The following is a 20,227-nucleotide window of genomic DNA, read 5'->3' as shown; positions in this document are numbered from 1 at the left end:
GGACCATGCCGAAGGTCAGCGAAGCGCATCGGGAGGCTCGTCGCCACGAGATCGCGAGGGCAGCACTCCACTGTTTCGCGCGCAAGGGGTTCGCCGCCACCTCGATCGCGGACATCATCGCCGAGAGCGGCCTGTCGGCCGGCGCCATCTACGGCCACTACAAGAGCAAGGACGAACTGATCACCCTGGCGATCGGCGAGGTCCTCGACGTCCAGTTCGGCGAACTCGAAGCCGCTCAGACCCAGAGGCCGATGCCCTCCCCCGGCGAGATCGTCCGGGTCGTGGTGAACGGGCTCGAGCACGAGATCGGCGACCTGGGTCTTCTCGTGCAGGTCTGGGCACACGCAGCCGTCGAACCCGCCGTCGGATCGACCCTGGCCACGATCGGCGAACGCGTCAAGCGGATCTTCTCCGACTACGTCCGCACCTGGTACCTCGTCGAACTCGGGAGCACCGAGGACGATGCAGCGCGTGCCGCCGAACTCTACTCATGGGTCTACGTCGGCGTGGTCCAGGGCTACATCGTGCAGTCCTCGATCTTCATCCATTTCGACGCGGACACCTACCTCGGAGCCATCGCGGCCCTGGAGCCCACGTTCGCGCGGACGCCCACGACACCGCATCCGACCCGCTGACGCCCCCAGCGGCGACGCTGTCACCCCACCGCCACCGCCACGACCCGCGCCATGCGCTTGCGGATGATGTGGTCGTTCCCCTCGACCCGGTGCATCTCGACGTGGCGCATCGCCTCGATCACCGACAGGCTCCCCGGCGCGATGAACGCGTCCAGGGACCCATAGACCACCTCGACCGGAACATGCACCCGCGCCAGGTCGCTGACGATCGTCTGAGATTCGATGCAGTGCTCCAGCGACTTGACGAAAGGGTCCCAGTTCTTCTCCGTGATCTCGAAAACACCCTTGATCGGTAGCATCCTGGCGAGCACCGACGCATTGAAGATGGTGAAGTCCTTGTTCGCACGGAGGAACTCGTAGGCGCGCAGGTAGGCGCTCACCCGGGTGCGCACGCGGCGATCGCTGATCTCGTTGGGCGACCCGTAGACCGGCGGGCCCACCAGCACCAGACGGGTGATCCCGGACGGATGCTCGGCCGCGTAGCGCCCGACGATCATGCTCCCCAGCGAGTGCCCGACGAGCACGAAGTCGCGAACCTTGAGCAAGCGGAGTGTCGCGTGCAGGGAGGCGACGTGCTCTTCGATGGTGTACCCGGCATCCGGCGGCACCGGCGAGCGGCCGAAGCCGAGAATGTCGATCGAGATCACCCGATGGGTCGGTTCCAGCAACGGCACGAGGTTCTGGAACGTCACGGATGACGAGGCGATGCCGTGGACGAGCACGACGACCGGGCCATCGCCCTCGTCGCCGGCGACATGCAGGATGGGGGCGCCGCCACCGAACAGCATGCGAGTCCGCTCGGTCAGCCAGCCCATCCACTCATTATGCCGCCGTGCGACGATACCGTTTCGTGACCGGATCGTCGCCGGACCGTGACCCCGCCGCCGTCACGCCGCTCCTACTCTTATGCCATGAAGCGCATATGGGCTGGCGCGGCAGTGCTGGCGGTCGCCGCACTGCTGCTGGCGGGATGCACCGGGGGCAGCGGTTCGTCGAGTTCGGGCGGAGAAGGCGGCACGACTCAGACGAAACCGGAGGACGCGTCGGGCGCCGTCGCCGATCCTGCGGCGAAGAGCGACACCGTCATCTCCACGAATCGTGACGTGGTCACCACCGGATCGGTGTCGCTCACCGTCACTGATCCGATCGCAGCCGCGGACCGCGCGACGGCGATCGTCCTCGGCGTCGGCGGACGCATCGACAACAGCTCCGAGCAGCCGGGATCCGACACGCAGAAGCCGAGCGCGACGCTCGTGCTGCGCATCCCCTCAGCGAACCTGGATGCGACTCTCGCCGACCTGAAGAGGCTGGGCACCGTCGAGACGGCCACCCTCAACGCGACGGATGTCACAGCACAGTCCAAAGACATCGACGGGCGCATCACGGCACTGCAGACGTCGGTCGACCGTCTGCTCGCCTTGATGGCGAAGGCCACGACAACGGCCGACCTGATCACCATCGAGTCGACGCTGTCGGATCGCCAGGGGCAGCTGGACAGCCTCCGGGCACAGCAGAAGGCGCTTGCCGACCAGGTCGCCATGTCGACCATCACGGTCGACTTCCACGCGAAGGGCACAGTGCCGGCGGCGTCGCCGACCACTTTCTGGAGCGGGCTGGCCGCCGGCTGGGATGCGCTCGTCGCGACCGTCAACGGACTCCTGGTCGCACTGGGGGCGGCGCTCCCGTGGCTCGTGGTTCTCGGGATCCTGGGCGCGATCGCGTGGTGGATCGCTCGCTGGATCGGGCGCAAGAAGGACGCCGCTGCGTAGGCTTGAACCGTGACCGAGAGCACGCACTCCCCCGAACCGCTGCTGACCGACGACGTGATCCAGCGCATCCGTTCGCGCGCGGCAGGTCACGACCGCGAGAACACCTTCTTCGATGAGGATCTCGCCGAGCTGGTGGCGCTCGGCTACCTGCGAGCTCTCGTTCCCGTCGAGTTCGGCGGGCTGGGCTTCAGCCTCGAACGCACCGCGCGCGAGCAGCTGCGCCTGGCGTCGGCCGCCCCGGCGACCGCGCTCGCGGTCAACATGCACCTGGTCTGGACCGGCGTTGCCAAGGTGCTCCGTGATCGAGGCGACGAGTCGCTCGCCTTCGTCCTCCGCGAGGCCGGGGCCGGCGAGATCTTCGCCTTCGGGTTGAGCGAGGCGGGCAACGACCTGGTGCTGTTCGGCTCGACGACGGACGCGCGGCCGGAGCCGGACGGCGGGTACCGCTTCTTCGGCACCAAGATCTTCACCTCCCTCTCGCCCGTCTGGACCCGGCTCGGCACGATGGGACTCGATACGACCAGCGCCGACGCGCCGAAGATCGTCTATGGGTTCGTCCCGCGCGGGGGTGGCGGGTTCGCGGTGAAGGAGGACTGGGACACCATCGGCATGCGGGCGAGCCAGAGCAACACGACCGTGCTCGACGGCGCCCTGGCTCCGTCCGACCGGATCGTCCGCAGGCTCGAGCCCGGACCGAACGCCGATTCCCTCGTCTTCGCGATCTTCGCCAATTTCGAGATCCTCCTCGCGGCCGTGTACACCGGAATCGGCGCTCGCGCCCTGGAACTCGGCATCGCGGCCGCACGCCGCCGGACCTCCCTCAAGAACGACGGACGAACCTACGCGCAGGACCCGGACATCCGGTGGCGCATCGCAGATGCGGCGATAGCGCAGGACGCGCTCTATCCTCAGCTCGATTCGCTCGCCCGAGACGTCGACGAGCGCGTCGACCACGGCGGGCTGTGGTTCCCCCGGCTCGTCGGCCTGAAGATCCGGGCGACCGAGACGGCGCGGCACGTGGTCGACCAGGCCGTGCGGGTGAGCGGCGGTTCCACCTATTTCGCGAGCAGTGAAATGGGCCGGCTGTATCGCGATGTGCTGGCCGGGATCTTCCACCCGTCCGACGCCGAGTCGGCCCACTCGACGGTGGCCAACGCGTACCTCGGCCCGCTCGAGGATTAGCTCGTCGAAGGAGAGGAGAGCACGATGAGGCAGTTCACCGCCGACGACTACGCCGCCCGCCTGGAGCGCGGCGCCGCCCACGCGAGGGAGGCCGGACTGGACGGGCTCCTGGTCGCTCCCGGTCCCGACCTGTCCTACTTCATCGACTACCTCCCCGTCGCGACGACCGAGCGGATCACGCTGCTCGTCATCCCCGCCGACGGCCCGCCGAGCATGGTCGTGCCGATCCTCGAGCACGACAGTGCCGAAGCGGCCCTCGGTGCGCGAGCGGTCAGTCTCGTCGACTGGTCGGACGGCACGGATGAGTATGTGCCCACCGCGAAGCTGCTCTCCCCCGACGGCCGCTACGGCATGTCGGACTCGACCTGGGCGATGCACCTGCTCGGTCTCCAGGAGAAGCTCCCGCGCGCTCGGTTCACGGCGATGAGCAAGGCGCTCCCCATGCTGCGCGCGGTGAAAGGCGACGACGAGATCGAGCGGCTCGCGGCGGCCGGTGCGGCGGCGGATGCGACGTTCGAGCAGATCATCCACGTCCGCTTCGCCGGGCGCACCGAGAACGACGTGGCCGCCGACCTGGCCGCGCTGCTGCGCGAGCACGGCCATTCGCAGGTCGATTTCACGGTCGTCGGGTCGGGCCCCAACGGCGCGAACCCGCACCACGAGGCCGGCGACCGCACCATCGTGGACGGCGACATGGTGGTGCTCGACTTCGGCGGTCTCAAGGACGGCTACGGATCGGACACCACACGAACCGTCCACGTCGGCGAGCCGACACCGGAGGAGCGGCAGGTCTTCGAGATCGTGCGGCAGGCGCAGCAGGAGGCGTTCGAGGCGGTCGCGGTGGGGGTGCCCTGCCAGGAGATCGACCGGGTGGCCCGTCGGGTCATCACGGATGCCGGCTACGGCGACCGGTTCATCCATCGCGTCGGTCACGGCATCGGCCTCACGACGCACGAGCCGCCCTACATGGTCGAGGGAGAGGAGCATCCGATCGAAGCGGGGATGTGCTTCTCGATCGAGCCGGGGATCTATCTGCCTGAGCGGTTCGGGGTGCGCATCGAGGACATCGTCGTCGCCACGGCCGACGGCGGACGGCGACTGAACGACACGAGCCGGGAACTGCAGCTCGTCGAATAGGGCGGCTGTTCAGGCGACCCTGCGGCGTGCGATCGGCATCGCGATCAGGCGCCAGCCGACGAGGAAGATTCCGAGGACGACAATCGCGACGACGACGAACGAGAAGTCGACACCCTGCCCCGCCGACGCGCGGAACAGCATCCCGGCGGCGACGGTGATGATCCAGATCGGCATGCCGGGCCAGAGGACCGCGAGCGGGCGCAGCCACGCGAAGGTGAGCGCCCAGCCGAGGGCCAGCCCGGCGAGGAACGGCCAGAGCGTGTCGAGCGTTCCGATCGAGTTGAGGTCTTCGGCGTGGCTCGACCGGCCGATGAGCACGAAGAGCACGACCCCGGCTACATCGATCACAGCCGCGAGCGCGACCGTACCCGGGTTCTTCACAGAGCGATCCTAAGCACGCGAGGCCGAACGTTGGCTGGCAACGTACGCCTCCGCGTCAGAAGATGTGCGCCGTCAGAGCCGAAATCCGCCGTCGCTTGTGATCACCTGCCCGACCACCCACCGTCCGTCGTCCGTGGCGAGCCAGCCGATCAGCCTGGCGGGGTCCTCCGGAGTCCCGAAGCGCCCGAAAGGAAGGGTGCGCAGCCGCTCCTGCATGTCCTTCAGCGGACGATCGGTCGTCTCCGGGTCGAGATAGCCGGTGTTGACCGGGCCGGGATTGATCGTGTTCAGCAGGATGCCCCGGGTGAGCAGTTCGCTGGCCACGGTGGGGGTGAGCCCGGCGAGCGCCGCCTTGCTCGTCGCGTACGCGACCTCACCCGGCATGGGTCCGTCCTGCTGGCCCGACGTCATCCAGAACACGCGGCCCGTTCGGAATTCGTCGAAGGGCCAGTCCGTCGCCTGGCGCACCCCCGGAGCGGTCGGGTCCGACTGCTCCGGACGGGCGGCCTCGTCCCTCGCGAGCCCCGCAGCGCTGGCGAATGCCTCCGCGAAGGAGCGGGTGAGCAGAAGGGTCGCCCGTGCGTTGACCGACCAGTGCCCGTCGAGGCGTTCGGCCGCCATGTCGAAGATCGACCCGTCGCCGCCGCTGCGCGCCTGATTGCAGACGAGGATGCGCGGAGTGCCGATCGCGTCGCGCGCGGCCCGGATGATTCGGTCCGCCGACTCCGCTTCGGCCAGATCCGCACCCAGCTGCCCGAAGCGGGCCCCCGCATGCTGTGCGGCACGCAGTTCGGCGAAGACGGCCTCGAGGTCGTCGGCCCCCCAGGGCAGCTCGGCGTCGTGCGGCGAAAAGTGGTGCACGAACAGGTCGGCACCGAGTTCGGCGAGACGGCGGGCGACGGCGAAGCCGATGCCGCGACGCCGGGAGACGCCCGTGACGATGGCGCCGCGCCCGAGCAGCGGAAGATTCTGGTCGTTCATCGCGGCCTCCGTGAGTGCTGTCTTGCAGTTGGATGGAGTGACAAGACGTAGATCATACTGGTCGGTGCCCCACGTGACCGACCCGACAGACGATGAGAGAACCGTGCCGAACTTCGACTTCCTCGCGCAGCGTTCCGCCCTGCCGCGACCCTCGGTCAGCCCCCACGAGGCTGTGGCGATCGCCGGCGAGCGCTTCGGTGTGAGCGGCGATGTGAGGGAACTGGGGAGCCAGCAGGATCGCAACTTCCGCATCGACGCGGCAGAGGGCCGCTACGTTCTCAAGATCGCCAACCCGGCTTTCGACGCCGACGAACTCATCGCCCAGAATCTCGCGATGGGGGCGCTCCACGATCGCGGAGTGACGGCACCGCACGCGGTCCCCGGACTCGACGGCGCCGACCTGCAGCGCGTCGAACTCCACGGACAGTCGATCATCGCCCGGCTGCTCACCTATGTCGATGGCTCGCCCCTGACCGGCGAAGGCGACCTCTCCGATGCGCAGCTCCGCGCACTCGGAGACATCGCCGGGCGCGTCGCAGCCGGCCTCGCGGACCTCGACCACCCGGGCACCGAGCGCTCGACGCAATGGGACCTTCGGATCGCTGGGGAGGTCGTCGAGCAGCTGGCCGGGCACGTCGCCCACCCGGCACGGCGCCGCCAGGTCGAAGAGACGACGCGGGCCGCGCTTGGCCGGCTCGCGCCCCTGCGCGACTCACTGCGCACCGGTGTCATCCACGGCGACGTCACGGACGACAACATCGTCGTCGATCTGAGCGATCCGGATGCGCCGGCCGGCGTCATCGACTTCGGCGATGTGTCCCGCGGCTGGCTCGTCGCCGAGCTGGCCGTCGCCGTCGCGTCAGCACTGCATCACGTCCCGACCGATCCACTCCGGGTGCTGGAGACGATCGACGCTTTCGCCGCTCACGTGCCCCTCACCGACGCGGAGATCGCGGCGCTGTGGCCGCTCGTCGTCCTCCGGGCAGCCGTGCTCGTCGTCAGTGGCGAGCAGCAGGTCGCGGTGGATGCCGACAACACCTATGCGGACGAGAACCGGGCCCACGAATGGCTGGTCTTCGCCGTCGCCCGGCGGATCGATCCTGACGAGGCGGAGTCGCTCATCCGGTGGAGGCTGCAGCAGCACGACCCAGCGAGCAGGTCGTCGGTGGCACTCGACCGCATCTTCGGTGGCGACCTCGATGAGGCGAATGTGCTCGACCTGTCGGTGACCAGCCATCTCCTCGACGACGGTCGCTGGCTGGAGCCCGGCATCGAAGACGGGCTGCTGAAGGAGGTCGGGCGCTCGACCGGCGCCGCCGTCACGCGCTACGGCGAGTTCCGGCTCACCCGCTCCGTTCCCGAATCCGCCCTCCCCACACCGACCTTCGCCCTGGCCGTGACGGCGCGCGTCCCCGCCGGCACCGTGGTGCAGGCCCCCGTCGCCGGCCTGCTCCGACAGGAGGGCGACGCGCGGGTGCTCTCCGCCGAAGGGATGGACGTCTGGCTCGACGGGCTGATCGCATCGGGCGCCGTGCCTCGCCGCGTGGCCGCAGGCGACCCGATCGGGGTAACGGAGACACTGACCGTTCAGCTGTCCCGTGTCGCCGGTCACCGCCCGCCACCGTTCGTGCGACCCGGTGCCGAGGATTCGTGGCGTCGACTCAGCCCGGATCCGTCCATGCTCTTCGGAATCGGACTCGCCGCCACCATCGTCGACCCGGATGCGCTGCTCGGGCGCCGTGACGCGACCTTCGCCCGCGTGCAGGAGCACTACTACGTGCATCCGCCTCTCATCGAGCGCGGCTGGCGCCATCACCTCATCGACACCCGCGGCCAGACCTATGTCGACATGGTCAACAATGTGACCGCCGTAGGCCACGCGCACCCGCGACTGGTCAGCGCGGTGCGGGACCAGTGGGCGCTGCTCAACACGAACTCACGGTTCCATTACGAGGAGCTCTCCGCCTTCACCTCTCGGCTCGCCGAGCTGGCTCCGGACCCACTCGACACCGTCTTCCTGGTGAACAGCGGCAGCGAGGCCGTCGACCTGGCCCTCCGCCTGGCCCAGACCGTCACCGGCCGGCGCACGATCATGGCCGTCCGCGAGGCGTACCACGGCTGGACCGTCGGAGCGGACGCCGTCTCCTCCTCGATCGGAGACAATCCACGCGCCCTCGAGACCCGGCCGGACTGGGTCCGCCTCGTGGAACCCCCGCACAGCTACCGCGGAAAGTATCGTGGCGCGGACGCCGCGACCGGCTACCTGGCCGACCTCGCGTCCGACCTCGAAGCGCTCGACGACGCGGGCGTCGGCCTCGCCGGTTTCATCGCCGAGCCCGTCTTCGGCAACGCCGGCGGCGTGATGCTGCCCGACGGCTATCTCGCCGGCGCGTTCGAGCTCGTCCGGCGTCGAGGCGGGCTCTGCATCGCCGACGAAGTGCAGGTCGGCTACGGACGCCTCGGCGAGTACTTCTGGGGCAGCGAACAGCAGGGTGTGGTCCCCGACATCATCACCGTCGCGAAGGCGATGGGCAACGGGCATCCCCTCGGCGCCGTCATCACGACGCGGGCGATCGCAGACCGTTTCGCCGCCGAGGGCAGCTTCTTCTCGTCAGCGGGCGGCAGCCCGGTGAGCGCTCGGGTCGGGCTCACCGTGCTCGACATCATGCGCGACGAGCACCTGCAGGAGAACGCCCGCGTCGTCGGCGCTCATCTCGCCGGACGTCTCGAGGAGCTCGCTAGGCGGTTCCCGATCATCGGAGCCGTGCACGGACTCGGTCTCTACCTCGGGGTCGAACTCGTGCGGGACCCGGTGACCCTCGAACCCGCAGGAGCGGAGGCCGCTCGGATCTGCGACGCTCTGCTGGCGGAGGGATGCATCGTGCAGCCGACCGGCGACCACAAGAACGTCCTGAAGATCAAGCCACCGCTCTGCCTCACGATCGAGGCTGCGGATTTCTTCGCCGACGCTCTGGAGCGGGTGCTGGCGGACTGACGATGAGGTGCTCGGCCGCCTGGCGAAGCAGCGCCTCCGTCAGGCGCGAGAGCGACTCCGACTCGACCGCCCAGTGCTGCCAGTACAGCGGAACCTCGATCCCGCGGCCCGGGTCGAGGTCGACGAGCCTGCCGCCTGCGACCAGCTCCGCCGACTGCTGGTCGGGGATCATCGCCCAGCCGAGACCGAGGGACGCCGCCGTCACGAACTCGGAGGATGCGGGCACCTGGTGGCGGGGCGGATGCGCGTCCACCCCGCGCGCCGCCAGGTAGCGGTCCTGGAGGGCGTCCTTGCGATCGAAGACGATGACGGGGGCGACCGCGAGGGCCTCGCGCGTCGGCCCCGCGGGAAACCAGCGGCTGACGAAACCCGGCGACGCCAGGGCGCGATACGTCATAGACCCGAGCGGTCGCACGATGCAGCCCTGGACGGCGACCGGATCCGACGTGACAGCGCCCACGACTGTGCCGTCCCTGAGCCGGGCGGTCGAATGATCCTGGTCGTCGAGGAACAGCTCGAAGGTCACATCGTGCACCGCGGCGAGCGCCGGGAGGACCCAGGTGGCGAGTGAGTCCGCGTTCACCACGAGCGGGATGGCGCGGATGCCGCCCACGGCATCCGCGTCCAGGCGCGCGAGGGCTTCGTCTTCGAGCAGCGCCACCTGGCGCGCCAGGCGGAGGAGCACCTGGCCGGGCTCCGTGACCGTCGCCGGCTTCGTGCGGAGGACGAGTACCCGACCCGTTCTCTGTTCGAGGGCCTTGATGCGCTGGCTGACCGCCGACGGCGTGATGCGGAGGACATCGGCGGCGCGTTCGAAGCTGCCGTGGTCGACGACCGCAGCCAGTGTTCTCAGGTGCTCGGCGTTCGCCTCCATCACAAGCAATGCTAATGCTTCTGAAGAACAATGAACTTCACTTCAGTGCTGTTTTCCCTTAGCGTCGAATCCATGCCCCCTGCAGCCGCCGCCACGATCCTCGCCGGCCTCGCGGCAGGAGCGTCGCTGATCATCGCGATCGGCGCCCAGAACGCCTTCGTGCTTCGCCAGGGCCTGCGCCGGGAGCACGTTCTGCCGATCGTCCTGATCTGCATCGCGAGCGACGGCATCCTCATCGCCCTCGGAATCGCAGGCATCGGCGGTCTCGTGCGTGCGGCGCCCGCAGCACTCGAGGTCGTGCGCTGGGCGGGCTTCGCATTCCTGGTGTTCTACGGAATCCTCGCCGCCCGCAGGGCGTTCCGCCCCGAGCGACTCGACACCGAGGGCGGTTCGACGCGCACCTCCCTCGCGTCCGCGGTGCTCACCTGTGTCGCGCTCACCTGGCTCAATCCGCACGTGTACCTGGACACGGTCGTCCTGCTCGGGTCCCTCGCGACACCGCACGGCGATCCGGGCCGCTGGTTCTTCGGTCTCGGGGCTCTCGTCGCGAGCACGATCTGGTTCGCAGCCCTCGGGTTCGGGGCACGATTCCTCGCTCCCGTCTTCGCCCGGCCGATCGCGTGGCGGATCCTCGACGCGGGCGTCGCCGTGCTCATGGTGACGCTCGCGGTGCTCCTCGTCGTGCAGGCCTGAGCGCGCGGGCGATCCCGGGCGGCCCTGCCTACCGCGCCACGGCCCGGTGCTCGGCCACCCAGGCCGCGATCTCCGAAGGTCGCGCCGCGTCGAGCTTGGCGAGGATGTGCTCGACATGGGCGCCGACCGTCTTGGGCGCGATCGTGAGCGTGACGGCGATCTCCTTGTTGGTCGCGCCCGCGGCGATCAGGCCGGCGACCTCGAACTCGCGTTCCGACAACGGGGCGATTCCTGGGGCCTCCGCGGCGCGCACGCTCACCGCATCCGCTCGAAGCTCCAGCACACGGGCGCCTGCTCCCTGCGCCAGCGACCGGGCGCGATCCAGCTCCGCCGTCGCCTCCCTCCCCCGCCTCGTGCGGTTGAGCCCCGATGCGAGGTCGATCGAAGCCTGCGTCCCCTCCCAGAACCGGTGCCGCTGCTCCCAGCCGGAACGTGCCGACTCGAGATGCTCGCGTGCGTGAACCCAGTGGGCTTCACCCAGTGCGAGCAGTCCTTCGGCATGCTCGAGCGCGGGAAGCGTCCCCGGGATGCCGCGTGCGCTGATCAGCTTGCCGCAGCGTCTGATCCACTCGCGGGCGGCGGTCACTTCGTGAAGGGCGAGGTGCGCGCGGACGCCGGTGACGAGGAACGGAAACAAGTAGGCGGCGTCGCCCACGCGTTCCGAGTCGCGAAGGGCGCGATCGCACAATGCCACCGCATCGTGCGCGCGTCCTTCCTGCACTGCGAGTTCGGCGAGACCCCAGAGCGCCGGGGACAGTCGCTGCAGCTCGTTCATGCGCTCGCCGATCACGCGGGCCTCGTCCAGAACGGAATGCGCCTCGTCGAGTTCTCCGTGCCCGACGCCGAGATACCCGAGCACGATCAGTGCCGTCACGCGCGTCGTGATCCCGCCGCGCCCATCCGCGAGCGCGCGTCTCGCCTCGTTCTCGGCGCGTTGCCAGTCGCCGCGCGCCCAGCACACGTGCGCCAGATGCGAGGCCAGGTAGTGGTGGTCATTCCAGCGCTCCGTCCGCTCGGTGTACTCGAGGCCCTCCTCGAGCCACCGTTCAGCGCGGTCGTACTCGACGAGGACGGAGGCGGACGACCCGAGCATCCGGAACGCGCGCGCCGTCTCCGCCTCGATCCCGGCCTTGCGCCCGGTCGTGACGGCGTTCTCGAGAAGGCGCCATCCCTCCTCCATTCGTCCTGCGAAGACGAGGACGGACCCGAGAGTCGCGTCGAGGTTCACCCGCGCCGCCAGTGTGGCGACGTCGTCCGGATCCTGCGGGAGCCTGATGGCGGCCGCGTTGGTGCCGTATTCGATCGCCGTATACAGCCTCCGATCGAGCATGTAGGCCGCCGCGAGAGCCGCGAACAACTCGAATCGCACGAGCGGAGGCACGCTCTCCGGGTCGATGTCGGCACCGTTCAGCCGGGCGAGCGCATCCAGAGCCAGTCGCGTGCGGGTCTCGAGCGGATCGCCGACGAGGTGCCTCGTCGACATCAGCCGCGGAACCAGCCGGGCGGCCGCCACTTCGTCGGCCGCCGAGCGGTAGAGGTCGATCGCCATCGCGAAATGCTCGACGGCCTCCTCGTTCTCGTCGACAGCGGCCACCTCCGAGGCGAGACGCGCGTAGAGGTCCGCCCGCTCGGAGAGCGGAAGATCCTGAGGCGCCGTGCGTCGCGCGCGTTCGTACAGCGTGGCCGCCTCCCGGTGGGCCGAGACGCGCGCGGCGTCTGCGGCCGCGAAGAGTGCATGACCGTAGGCGATGTCGGGCAGATTGGCCCGCTCGTAGTGATCGGAGACGTCGGCGTAACAGTATTCCGCAACGATCGCGGCCACCCCCGCCGCTTCGTGCAGCCGTCGTCGCCTGCTGGGCGGGATGCTCTCATAGATAGTGTCGCGGATCATCGCGTGCCGGAAGTCGAAGTTCGTGCCGTCCCCTGTCGAGACGATGATGTGCCGGTCGAGCAGTTCGGTGAGGCCTGCGTCGAGCTCGTCGACCGATTCGCCGATCGTGCCCGCGAGCACGTCGATGTCGAACGAACGCCCGATGACCGCTGCAGCGTCGACCAGTGAGCGGGCGCGAGGACTGAGCGCACCACGACCGAGCAGCACGGCCTCCGCGACCGACCCGGGAACCCGCGTTACCGCGCCCGCCGCGATCAGCTCTTCGACGTGCAGCGGTATCCCGTCACTGCGCGCGTACAACTGGTCCAGGTACACGGACGGCAGAACGGAGCCGGTGATGGCTTCGGCGAGTTGCGCCGTCATCGCGCGGTCGAGGCGCCGGATGTGCGCCTCTTCTGCAAGACGCTGCCCGACGAGTCGGTCGCGCCATTGGCGCAGCGGCGTGCCCGGGAACAGCTCCTCCGTGCGATAGGTGGCGAGCACCAGGGTGTGAGTGCCACGCAGCGAGCCTGCCATCCGTTCGAGCACGTCGAGGCTGAGTTCGTCGGCCCAGTGCAGGTCTTCCAGGCGGAGGAGCGTGGGTCCGCACGCGCCGAGGAAGTCGCTCAGGATGTCGGCGAGGTCGGTCACGAGCACCCGGCGCCGGCGCGCCCGGTCACCGCCTTCCGCGCCGGCGAACAGCAGCGTTCGCAGCCGATCGGCGACGTCTGGATGCTTCGACCTACGCAGAGCCGCGGCCAGTTCGAGCAGGACCCCGCCCACGATCTCGCTCCCGCGGCGGAAGGCGGACGCATCGAACCGGTTCTCGACTCCCGTGATGCGCACGGAGATGTCGTCGACGAGTCGCGACTTGCCGATTCCGGCCTCGCCCGCGAGCAGCAGCAGATGACCGGTCCCGGAGGCCGCCGCCGCCCAGCGCCGGTCCGCCAGAGCCAACAGGTCGCCCCTCCCGACGGGGACGGGCGAGATTCGGATCTGCTCCGCAGCTGAGATTCCCTCAGTGGGCATGCCATATGGTACCGCCGGGCGGCCCGCGGATGATCGGTCGGATGACCGATGTGTGCGCATCGACCCCGGATCGACACTTATCACATGCACCGACGATCGGCTGCAGCACCACCTTACGAAAGGATCCACTGATGGCAACGTTCATGGATGTCCACGACGGCTTCGTCGGCGTCAGCGCCGACGAGCTCGCCGAAGCTCACGCGGCCGACCTCGCGATCGAAGGCGACGAAGGCGTTCACTTCCTCAAGGCGTGGCTGGACCCCGAGGCAGGCAAAGCCTTCTGCCTTTCGGAAGGCCCGACGAAAGAGGCGGTCATGCGCATCCACGAGCGCACCGGCCACCCGACCGCCGAGGTGTACGAGATCGCCGTCGAGGTCTGACGGTTCCGCCGTCGTGTCGGCGGCATGGCGCAGAATGGGATGGTGCCTGAGCTTCCCGAGGTCAACGCGCTTGCCGCCGATCTCGGCGCACGCCTGTCGGGGCGCGTCCTCGATCGTTTCGACGTCGTCTCGTTCGCCGTCCTGAAGACCTTCGACCCGCCCGTGTCCTCGCTCTCCGGCCAGACGATCCACGGTGTGACCCGCCACGGCAAGTTCCTCGACTTCGCCATCGGCGATCTCCATCTCGTGATGCACCTCGCCCGGGCGGGCTGGATCCGCTGGCGGGAGAGCGCGCCGACCCCGTCCAAGGGCCTCCAGCGCGGTCCCCTCGCCGCGCGGCTGGTGCTCGACGACGGGTCGGGTCTCGACATCACCGAGGCCGGCACCAAGAAGAGCCTCGCGATCTCTGTCGTGCGCGACCCTTCCGACGTGCCCGGCATCGCCAGGCTCGGGCCCGACCCGCTCTCCGACGATTTCACCGAGGACGTGTTCGCGGCGATTCTCTCGTCGGCCGGCCGGGCCCAGATCAAGGGCGTGCTGCGCAACCAGGGCATCATCGCGGGAATCGGCAACGCCTACTCCGATGAGATCCTCCACACCGCGAAGATGTCTCCCTTCAAGCCCGCGGCGATGACCGACGACGAGGTCGCGCGGCTCTACTCCGCGATGCAGTCGACGCTGCGCGACGCCATCGCCCGGGCAGACGGCCTCGCGGCTTCCGAGCTGAAACGCGAGAAGAAGTCGGGCCTGCAGGTGCACGGCCGCTTCGGCGAACCGTGCCCGGTCTGCGGCGACACGGTGCGGCAGGTGATCTACCACGATTCGACCTTGCAGTACTGCCCGACGTGCCAGACCGGCGGCAAGCCGCTCGCCGACCGCGTACTGTCGCGCCTGCTCAAGTAGCCAGACGAGACGGGTCGACGGAGATGGGAGGATCGATGTATGCCGACGCGTCCTTCACTTCTGATCCTGTCGTTCTCGCCCATCCGGTCTGACCCGCGGGTACTCAAGCAGGTGCAGTTGTTCGCGCCGGACTTCGACGTCACGACCTGCGGCTTCGGCCCGGCTCCCGACGGCGTCGTCGAACACATCGAGATCCCCCGTGACGCGCGTGCGTGGGTCGATGACAAGGTCTCGATCGCCACCCGCCGCTACTCCCGGGCGTACTGGAACATCAAGGCGGTCGCCGACGCACAGCCGAAGCTCCAGGGGCGACGATTCGACGGCATCCTCGCGAACGACCTCAACGCGGTGCCCCTGGCGCTCTCCCTGAACCCGGTCCACGGCGTGCACGGCGACCTTCACGAATTCGCGCCCAGAGAGAAGGACGACAACCTGCAATGGCGCCTGATGGTGGCTCCGTTCATGCGGTGGCTGTGCCGAACATATCTGAAGCAGCTCACGTCCATCACGACGGTGGCCCGCGGTATCGCCGACCAGTATGAAGCCGACTACGGCGTCACAGTGGGTGTCGTCACGAACGCCGCACCGTACGCCGCGCGTGACCCGAAGCCCGTCCACTCCCCCATCCGCCTCATCCATTCGGCTGCGGGGCAGCGGTATCGCAAGCTGGAGAATTTCATCGAGTTGATGAAGGATGCGCCGGCGAATGTGACCCTCGACATGATCGTCATGCCGAACGAGCCCGACTACGTGGCCGAACTGAAGACCATGGGCGCCGGTGTGCCCGGACTCACCTTCCGCGACCCGGTTCCCTATGCGCAGCTCGTCGAAACCCTGGCGGACTACGACATCTCGATGACGTTCCTTCCCCCCACGAACTTCAACCTCGCGCATGCACTGCCTAACAAGTTCTTCGAGGCGGTGCAGGCGCGCCTCGGCCTCATCATCGGGCCGTCGCCGGAGATGGTCGCCATCCTCGAGCAGTACGGCCTGGGCGCGGTGGTGCCGGACTTCAGCGTGGAATCGCTGCGTGCCGTCGTCGCCGGCCTGACTAGTGAGGGCGTAGCGCAATGGAAACGGGCCGCGGATGCCGCAGCGCATGACCTCTCCGCCGAGGCCCAGAATGCGGGATGGACCGAGGCGATCAGGCGGCTGTTCGCCACCGTTCAGCCAAGTTGACGGTGCGGCCGGTGTCTCTCAGAGAAGCGCTGAGGCAGTCATGAAACGGACCGGCCCCTCAACCGCCAGCAATCCCGACAGCTCGCGAGTGACGAGTGTCTCCGGTCGGCCGAAGCGACGTCTCGCGCGCAGTCGCCCCGCGATCAGGGCCTGACTCGAGTTCACGTCCACGATCGCGTCCAGCGCCTTCCTGTCCGCGATCGAAAGCGGCCTCTCGAATCCACGCGCTGTGAGTCTGAGGCGCTCGACGAGTGCTGATGCATACACGTGGTCATCGGGGCTCCACGTCTCGTCGTTCGCACGAGCGAGCACGCCGTCAAAGACATGGATGCGCACCACCTTGATCGCGATCGCGCACCGGGCCCTCGGCGACAGCGTCGCGAACCAGGGGTCGTCGATCAGTTGGTCGACGAACGCGAGATCCTCAGCAAGCGCCCGCCGCGTCAGGCTGATCCGCGTGGCGGCGTCCGCACCGACCACGTAGCGCGGTGCCTTCGCCGCAAACCTGATCGCGCCTCCTCCGAACCAGAGTTTCGCGCTGAAGCTCTGATCTTCGCCTGTGCGGAGTCCGGCAGGGAAGGCCAGCCCCAGCCGCTCGATCGCTCGCCGGCTGATCAGCCCGAGCGGCGCGGTTCGGTAAGCCAGGCGATCCTTCACCGGATCGAGGTCCCCGCGCCGAAGTGGGCGCACCGGCGGGGTGCGTACCTTCGACCCTCCGGCGTGGACCTGGGGGGCGATCACTGCGTCGACCGCTCCGTCGTGGGCATGTTCCAGCCAGGCCGCAAGAGCCCCGCCCTCGAGGTAGTCGTCAGAGCCCATGATCGAGACGTACCCCCCGGTCGCAGCGTCGATCCCTGCAGTGAACGGGCCGGCCGCACTCGCGATTCCGTCACGGAGGCCGATGAATCGGACCACGGACGACAGCCGATCCGGCAGCACGGACCTGATCTCGTCGACGGGAAGATTGTGGCAGACGACGGTGATGCGCAATTCGCCGCCTGTACTGAGGCTCAATCCCGACGTGGTGAGCGAGTCCACCGCACGCGCGATCGGGCGCGAAGCATCGTGCACCGCGATGACAGCGTCGACGAGCGGGGCGTCACCCACGTCGCTCGGCCCCCGCCGTCCCGGCCCGATCCGCGCACAGCGCCGTGTACAGGCTGTCGAACGCATCGCCGACCGCATCACGGCTGAACCGGCTGCGGATCGGATCGGCAAGCCGACGCGCATCGAGTCCACGGAATTTCTCGACTGCGCGGAGGATCGCCGATCCGTAGGCCTCCGGGCTGTTCCCATCCACGAGTACGCCGTTCGCCTCGTCGACATAGTCGAGATATCCCCCGTGGCCGGGTACCACGACGCCACGACCTGCAGACAACGATTCCGCGGCCGCCGTGAGGAAGTTCTCCTGCGCGGTCGGAAGAAAGAACAGGTCGGCCTGCTCGAGACGGGCGAAGACGTCGCGTGGGGCCACCCGTCCGGCGAGAACGAGGGAGTCGGCTACGCCGAGCTCGGCGGCGAGATCGTAGGTCTCCTCGGCGAGCACGCCCCCTCCGATCCAGGTCAGGCGAACGTCGTGCCCCTTCGCTCGAAGCCATTCGAGGGTGCGCACGGCCATGAGCGGGCGCTTGCCTTCGATGAGCCCGGCGACTGCGACGAGTTCGAGAGGATCACCGAACGACGGCTGTACGATCGGCCGATCGTTCTCGACCACGCACGGAACGACGCTCACACTGCCCGGCCGCCCGAAGGTCGCCAGCACCTCGGCCAGTTGCGAGGTCACACTTGTTAGCCGATCCGGGAGTCGAAGCGCGTGCCGCAACCACGCGAACGATTTCCAGCGGCCGGGCACGCTTTCCGGGTTCGTCACTCCGCTCCAGTGTTCGCTGTGGACCCAGGGCGGCGCAGCGAACGAGAGCACCTGGACCGGCGCGACGACCAGGACGGATGAGAAGGCCATCGTGTGGAGGACATCGGCTTGCCGGAGGGCGCCGCGGATCGCCGACCAGGCACGGAACATGCTGAGTGGGCTGGTGGGACGGAACGGCACCCGACGGACCCTCACACCTTCATATGTTTCGGTGACGGGGTCTCCAGTACCACCCAGCACGACGTGAATGACCCGGACGTCATGCTTGCGCGAGATGGCCTTCACGTGTTCGAGGTTGAACGGGGCCTGCACGGGCTCGGAACTGCTGGGAAACCAGGTCGTGACGACGAGGACCCGCATCACTCGATCATCCCGGCGAGGGCAGCCTGTTCCGCGAACGCCGGAACGGATGCCACGAGCTCGTCGAAGGTTCCGCTGGCGGCCACAGCTCCATCCGCCATGAAGTAGATCTGGTCCGCGTGGCGGATCGTGGAGAGGCGGTGCGCCACGAGGATGACCGTGACCTTGCCGTGCAGGTCGCGGATGGCCTGGGCGACCGCCGCTTCGGTCGCGGTGTCGAGAGCGCTGGTCGCCTCATCCATCACCAGGACGAACGGATCGACATACAGCGCGCGCGCGATTCCGAGCCGCTGGCGCTGGCCTCCGGACAACGCGAGGCCGCGCTCCCCGACAGCACCGTCGAGTCCACCGTCGCGGCTTTCGACGATGTCCCACAATTGCGCCTGCTCGAGCGCCTCGCGTGCACGCTCACGGTCGTAGTCGTGCGACCAGGTCAGTGCGACGTTCTGACCGACCGTCGCGTCGAAAAGGGATACGTCCTGGGGGACATAGCCGACCCGTGAATGCCATGCCGACGCGACGTGACGCAGCGGCGTCCCGTCGATGGCGACCGTTCCGGAGGTCGGTTCGACGAGGCCGAGGATCAGGTCGACGACGGTCGACTTTCCAGCGCCCGACGACCCGACGAAGGCGACGGTGGAACCGAAAGGAATGCTCAGCGAGACGTCGCGCAGCGCGGGCGCCGCCGTCTCGGAATAGGCGAACGTGACGTTGCGCAACGCGAGCTCTGTCGGGTGCTGGGAGAGGTGACCAGAATCGAGACCGTCCTGCGTGGCGAGGCCCTGCTTCTCCATGTGGCGGATGTCGTCGATGACATTGCGGGCATGCGGCAGGTTGGCCGCCGTGACTGCTGCGACCGCCTGGAATCGTGTGATCGACGGTGCCATGCGGAAACCCGCCAGGCTGAAGATCGAAACCGCCGTCACGGCTGCCACGATGCTTCCGCCCGTGATGAAGCCGACGACGCCGACAAGGACGAAGCCGCCGATCAGGGCTGTCTCGAGGACGTAGCGGGGCACGAGGCTGAAGAACTGGATGTTGGCCCGCGCTCGTGACGTGCGGATGCGCTGGGCGTGTACCACGGCCGCCACCTCGTCGGATTTGTTGCGCAGGGTGATCTCTTTGAGCGCGCCGATCATCTCAGTGAGCAGGCGTGCGACGACATACGAGTAGTCGCGATTGACGCGTCCGGCGACCTGCGAGTTCCGCGATATCCAGAAATAGAGCACGATCCCGATGACGCCGAGGTAGACGAACGCCGTGACCGCGATGGCGGGCTGAGCCACCAGGAGAACGGCGAGGACCACGATGAAGGTCGTCGCTTCACCGATCAGCGATGCGGCGGGCAGCAGAACGCCTGCGATGGTGTTCGCGATGCCGTAGTCGGCGAGTCGCACCACATCGGCGGAGTTGCGCTTGAGACGCTCGACCCACGGCGCAGCGAGGTATGCCGCCAGCAGCCGGTCGCCGATCTCGAGTTCGTAGGTCGCGAACCGCCGCGTTGCATAGAACTGCAACACGGACGCGAGGATGCCCTTGATGATCACGACGACGCAGATCACGACCAGGAGCCAGATCAGGCCTGTGGTGGAGATCGTGCCGATCACCGGGAGCGACAGCGACTGACCGGAGATCAGCGGGGTGATGACGACTGCGAGGAGGCCGAGGGAGAACGCGTCGAGGAGCGCGAGGAGGCTGAGAAGCACTGTGTACCACTTCAGGAAGCGGACACCGGATTTCGGCAGAAGCGGAAGAAGCTCCCGCATGGTACGCACGAGTGCTTTCATGCCTCGCACCACACGTTCGCCGACGGGTTCGGGACATACGCCCACTGGTTGATCAAAGCTAGACTCCGCACCTTTTCACTGGCCTCTGTTGCTCGGCCAGTTTATGCGCCCGTGTTGTGGAGCTAAGGAGATTCGAACTCCTGACCTCTTCGATGCGAACGAAGCGCGCTACCAACTGCGCCATAGCCCCGGGAACTGCTTA

Annotated in this window: 17 protein-coding genes and 1 tRNA gene; 9 read left to right on the top strand and 9 right to left on the bottom strand. The window is 68.2% G+C overall.

Translation table 11 applies throughout. From position 1 onward, the window contains the following. The first annotated feature begins 5 nt into the window (after positions 1 to 5). Positions 6 to 635: a TetR/AcrR family transcriptional regulator gene (locus tag AAYO93_RS05030; protein ID WP_345763912.1), complete on the top strand. Its 630-nt coding sequence runs from the start codon at positions 6 to 8 to the stop codon at positions 633 to 635. 20 nt (positions 636 to 655) lie between these two features. Here the strand turns inward: AAYO93_RS05030 and AAYO93_RS05025 are convergent, their stop codons facing one another. Further along, positions 656 to 1,450, bottom strand: a complete 795-nt coding sequence (locus tag AAYO93_RS05025) for an alpha/beta fold hydrolase (RefSeq protein ID WP_345763911.1) — start codon at positions 1,448 to 1,450, stop codon at positions 656 to 658. A 96-nt stretch (positions 1,451 to 1,546) separates the two neighbouring features. Between AAYO93_RS05025 and AAYO93_RS05020 the strand changes: the two genes are divergently transcribed. The 3 genes from AAYO93_RS05020 to AAYO93_RS05010 are packed head-to-tail and all read left to right on the top strand — an operon-like array spanning position 1,547 to position 4,723. Next, a complete protein-coding gene (locus AAYO93_RS05020) occupies positions 1,547 to 2,404 on the top strand; it encodes a DUF4349 domain-containing protein (protein WP_345763910.1) in 858 nt (285 codons plus the stop codon). A 9-nt stretch (positions 2,405 to 2,413) separates the two neighbouring features. Next, entirely contained in the window at positions 2,414 to 3,586 is a 1,173-nt protein-coding gene (locus AAYO93_RS05015) for an acyl-CoA dehydrogenase family protein (RefSeq protein ID WP_345763909.1), read from the top strand. A gap of 24 nt (positions 3,587 to 3,610) precedes the next feature. Beyond that, positions 3,611 to 4,723: an aminopeptidase P family protein gene (locus tag AAYO93_RS05010; protein ID WP_345763908.1), complete on the top strand. Its 1,113-nt coding sequence runs from the start codon at positions 3,611 to 3,613 to the stop codon at positions 4,721 to 4,723. 9 nt (positions 4,724 to 4,732) lie between these two features. Here the strand turns inward: AAYO93_RS05010 and AAYO93_RS05005 are convergent, their stop codons facing one another. After that, positions 4,733 to 5,104, bottom strand: a complete 372-nt coding sequence (locus AAYO93_RS05005; protein ID WP_345763907.1) for a DUF3054 domain-containing protein — start codon at positions 5,102 to 5,104, stop codon at positions 4,733 to 4,735. Between the two features lie 72 nt (positions 5,105 to 5,176). After that, positions 5,177 to 6,085, bottom strand: a complete 909-nt coding sequence (locus tag AAYO93_RS05000; RefSeq protein WP_345763906.1) for an SDR family oxidoreductase — start codon at positions 6,083 to 6,085, stop codon at positions 5,177 to 5,179. Positions 6,086 to 6,158: 73 nt separating this feature from the next. Here AAYO93_RS05000 and AAYO93_RS04995 point away from each other — a divergent pair, with 73 nt between their 5' ends. Next, positions 6,159 to 9,080 (top strand): aminotransferase, encoded by a 2,922-nt coding sequence (locus AAYO93_RS04995; RefSeq protein ID WP_345763905.1) that lies wholly within the window; start codon positions 6,159 to 6,161, stop codon positions 9,078 to 9,080. Here the strand turns inward: AAYO93_RS04995 and AAYO93_RS04990 are convergent. Then, entirely contained in the window at positions 9,022 to 9,954 is a 933-nt protein-coding gene (locus AAYO93_RS04990; RefSeq protein WP_345763904.1) for a LysR family transcriptional regulator ArgP, read from the bottom strand. The genes AAYO93_RS04995 and AAYO93_RS04990 overlap by 59 nt on opposite strands. A gap of 72 nt (positions 9,955 to 10,026) precedes the next feature. Here AAYO93_RS04990 and AAYO93_RS04985 point away from each other — a divergent pair, with 72 nt between their 5' ends. Further along, on the top strand, positions 10,027 to 10,647 hold the full coding sequence (locus tag AAYO93_RS04985; RefSeq protein WP_345763903.1) for a LysE/ArgO family amino acid transporter: 621 nt from the start codon (positions 10,027 to 10,029) through the stop codon (positions 10,645 to 10,647). A gap of 28 nt (positions 10,648 to 10,675) precedes the next feature. On the opposite strand, the gene AAYO93_RS04980 is transcribed toward AAYO93_RS04985, so the two are convergent. After that, a complete protein-coding gene (locus tag AAYO93_RS04980) occupies positions 10,676 to 13,546 on the bottom strand; it encodes a helix-turn-helix transcriptional regulator (RefSeq protein WP_345763902.1) in 2,871 nt (956 codons plus the stop codon). A gap of 131 nt (positions 13,547 to 13,677) precedes the next feature. On the opposite strand from AAYO93_RS04980, the gene AAYO93_RS04975 reads away from it, so the two are divergent. The 3 genes from AAYO93_RS04975 to AAYO93_RS04965 are packed head-to-tail and all read left to right on the top strand — an operon-like array spanning position 13,678 to position 16,008. Beyond that, on the top strand, positions 13,678 to 13,926 hold the full coding sequence (locus AAYO93_RS04975; RefSeq protein WP_345763901.1) for an SCO4226 family nickel-binding protein: 249 nt from the start codon (positions 13,678 to 13,680) through the stop codon (positions 13,924 to 13,926). Between the two features lie 42 nt (positions 13,927 to 13,968). Then, positions 13,969 to 14,829, top strand: coding sequence for an Fpg/Nei family DNA glycosylase (locus AAYO93_RS04970; protein ID WP_345763900.1), 861 nt, complete (start codon positions 13,969 to 13,971; stop codon positions 14,827 to 14,829). 39 nt (positions 14,830 to 14,868) lie between these two features. Then, positions 14,869 to 16,008 (top strand): glycosyltransferase family 1 protein, encoded by a 1,140-nt coding sequence (locus AAYO93_RS04965; RefSeq protein WP_345763899.1) that lies wholly within the window; start codon positions 14,869 to 14,871, stop codon positions 16,006 to 16,008. Between the two features lie 18 nt (positions 16,009 to 16,026). Here the strand turns inward: AAYO93_RS04965 and AAYO93_RS04960 are convergent, their stop codons facing one another. The 4 genes from AAYO93_RS04960 to AAYO93_RS04945 form a co-directional block, all read right to left on the bottom strand. After that, positions 16,027 to 17,115 (bottom strand): glycosyltransferase, encoded by a 1,089-nt coding sequence (locus tag AAYO93_RS04960; RefSeq protein WP_345763898.1) that lies wholly within the window; start codon positions 17,113 to 17,115, stop codon positions 16,027 to 16,029. After that, positions 17,108 to 18,238 carry a glycosyltransferase gene (locus AAYO93_RS04955; RefSeq protein WP_345763897.1) on the bottom strand — a complete coding sequence of 377 codons (1,131 nt, stop codon included), beginning with the start codon at positions 18,236 to 18,238 and terminating at the stop codon, positions 17,108 to 17,110. Before AAYO93_RS04955 ends, AAYO93_RS04960 begins: the two co-directional genes overlap by 8 nt. Beyond that, positions 18,238 to 20,025: an ABC transporter ATP-binding protein gene (locus AAYO93_RS04950; RefSeq protein ID WP_345763896.1), complete on the bottom strand. Its 1,788-nt coding sequence runs from the start codon at positions 20,023 to 20,025 to the stop codon at positions 18,238 to 18,240. The genes AAYO93_RS04955 and AAYO93_RS04950 overlap by 1 nt, the downstream gene beginning before the upstream one ends. 117 nt (positions 20,026 to 20,142) lie before the next feature. Beyond that, positions 20,143 to 20,215 (bottom strand) — tRNA-Ala (locus AAYO93_RS04945). Positions 20,216 to 20,227 lie beyond the last annotated feature (12 nt).

Origin of the sequence: Diaminobutyricibacter sp. McL0608, assembly GCF_039613825.1 — a bacterium.
Lineage (GTDB): Bacteria > Actinomycetota > Actinomycetes > Actinomycetales > Microbacteriaceae > Diaminobutyricibacter.
Note: the sequence above shows the minus strand (reverse complement) of the source record. Positions and strands in the feature narration are given on the sequence as shown.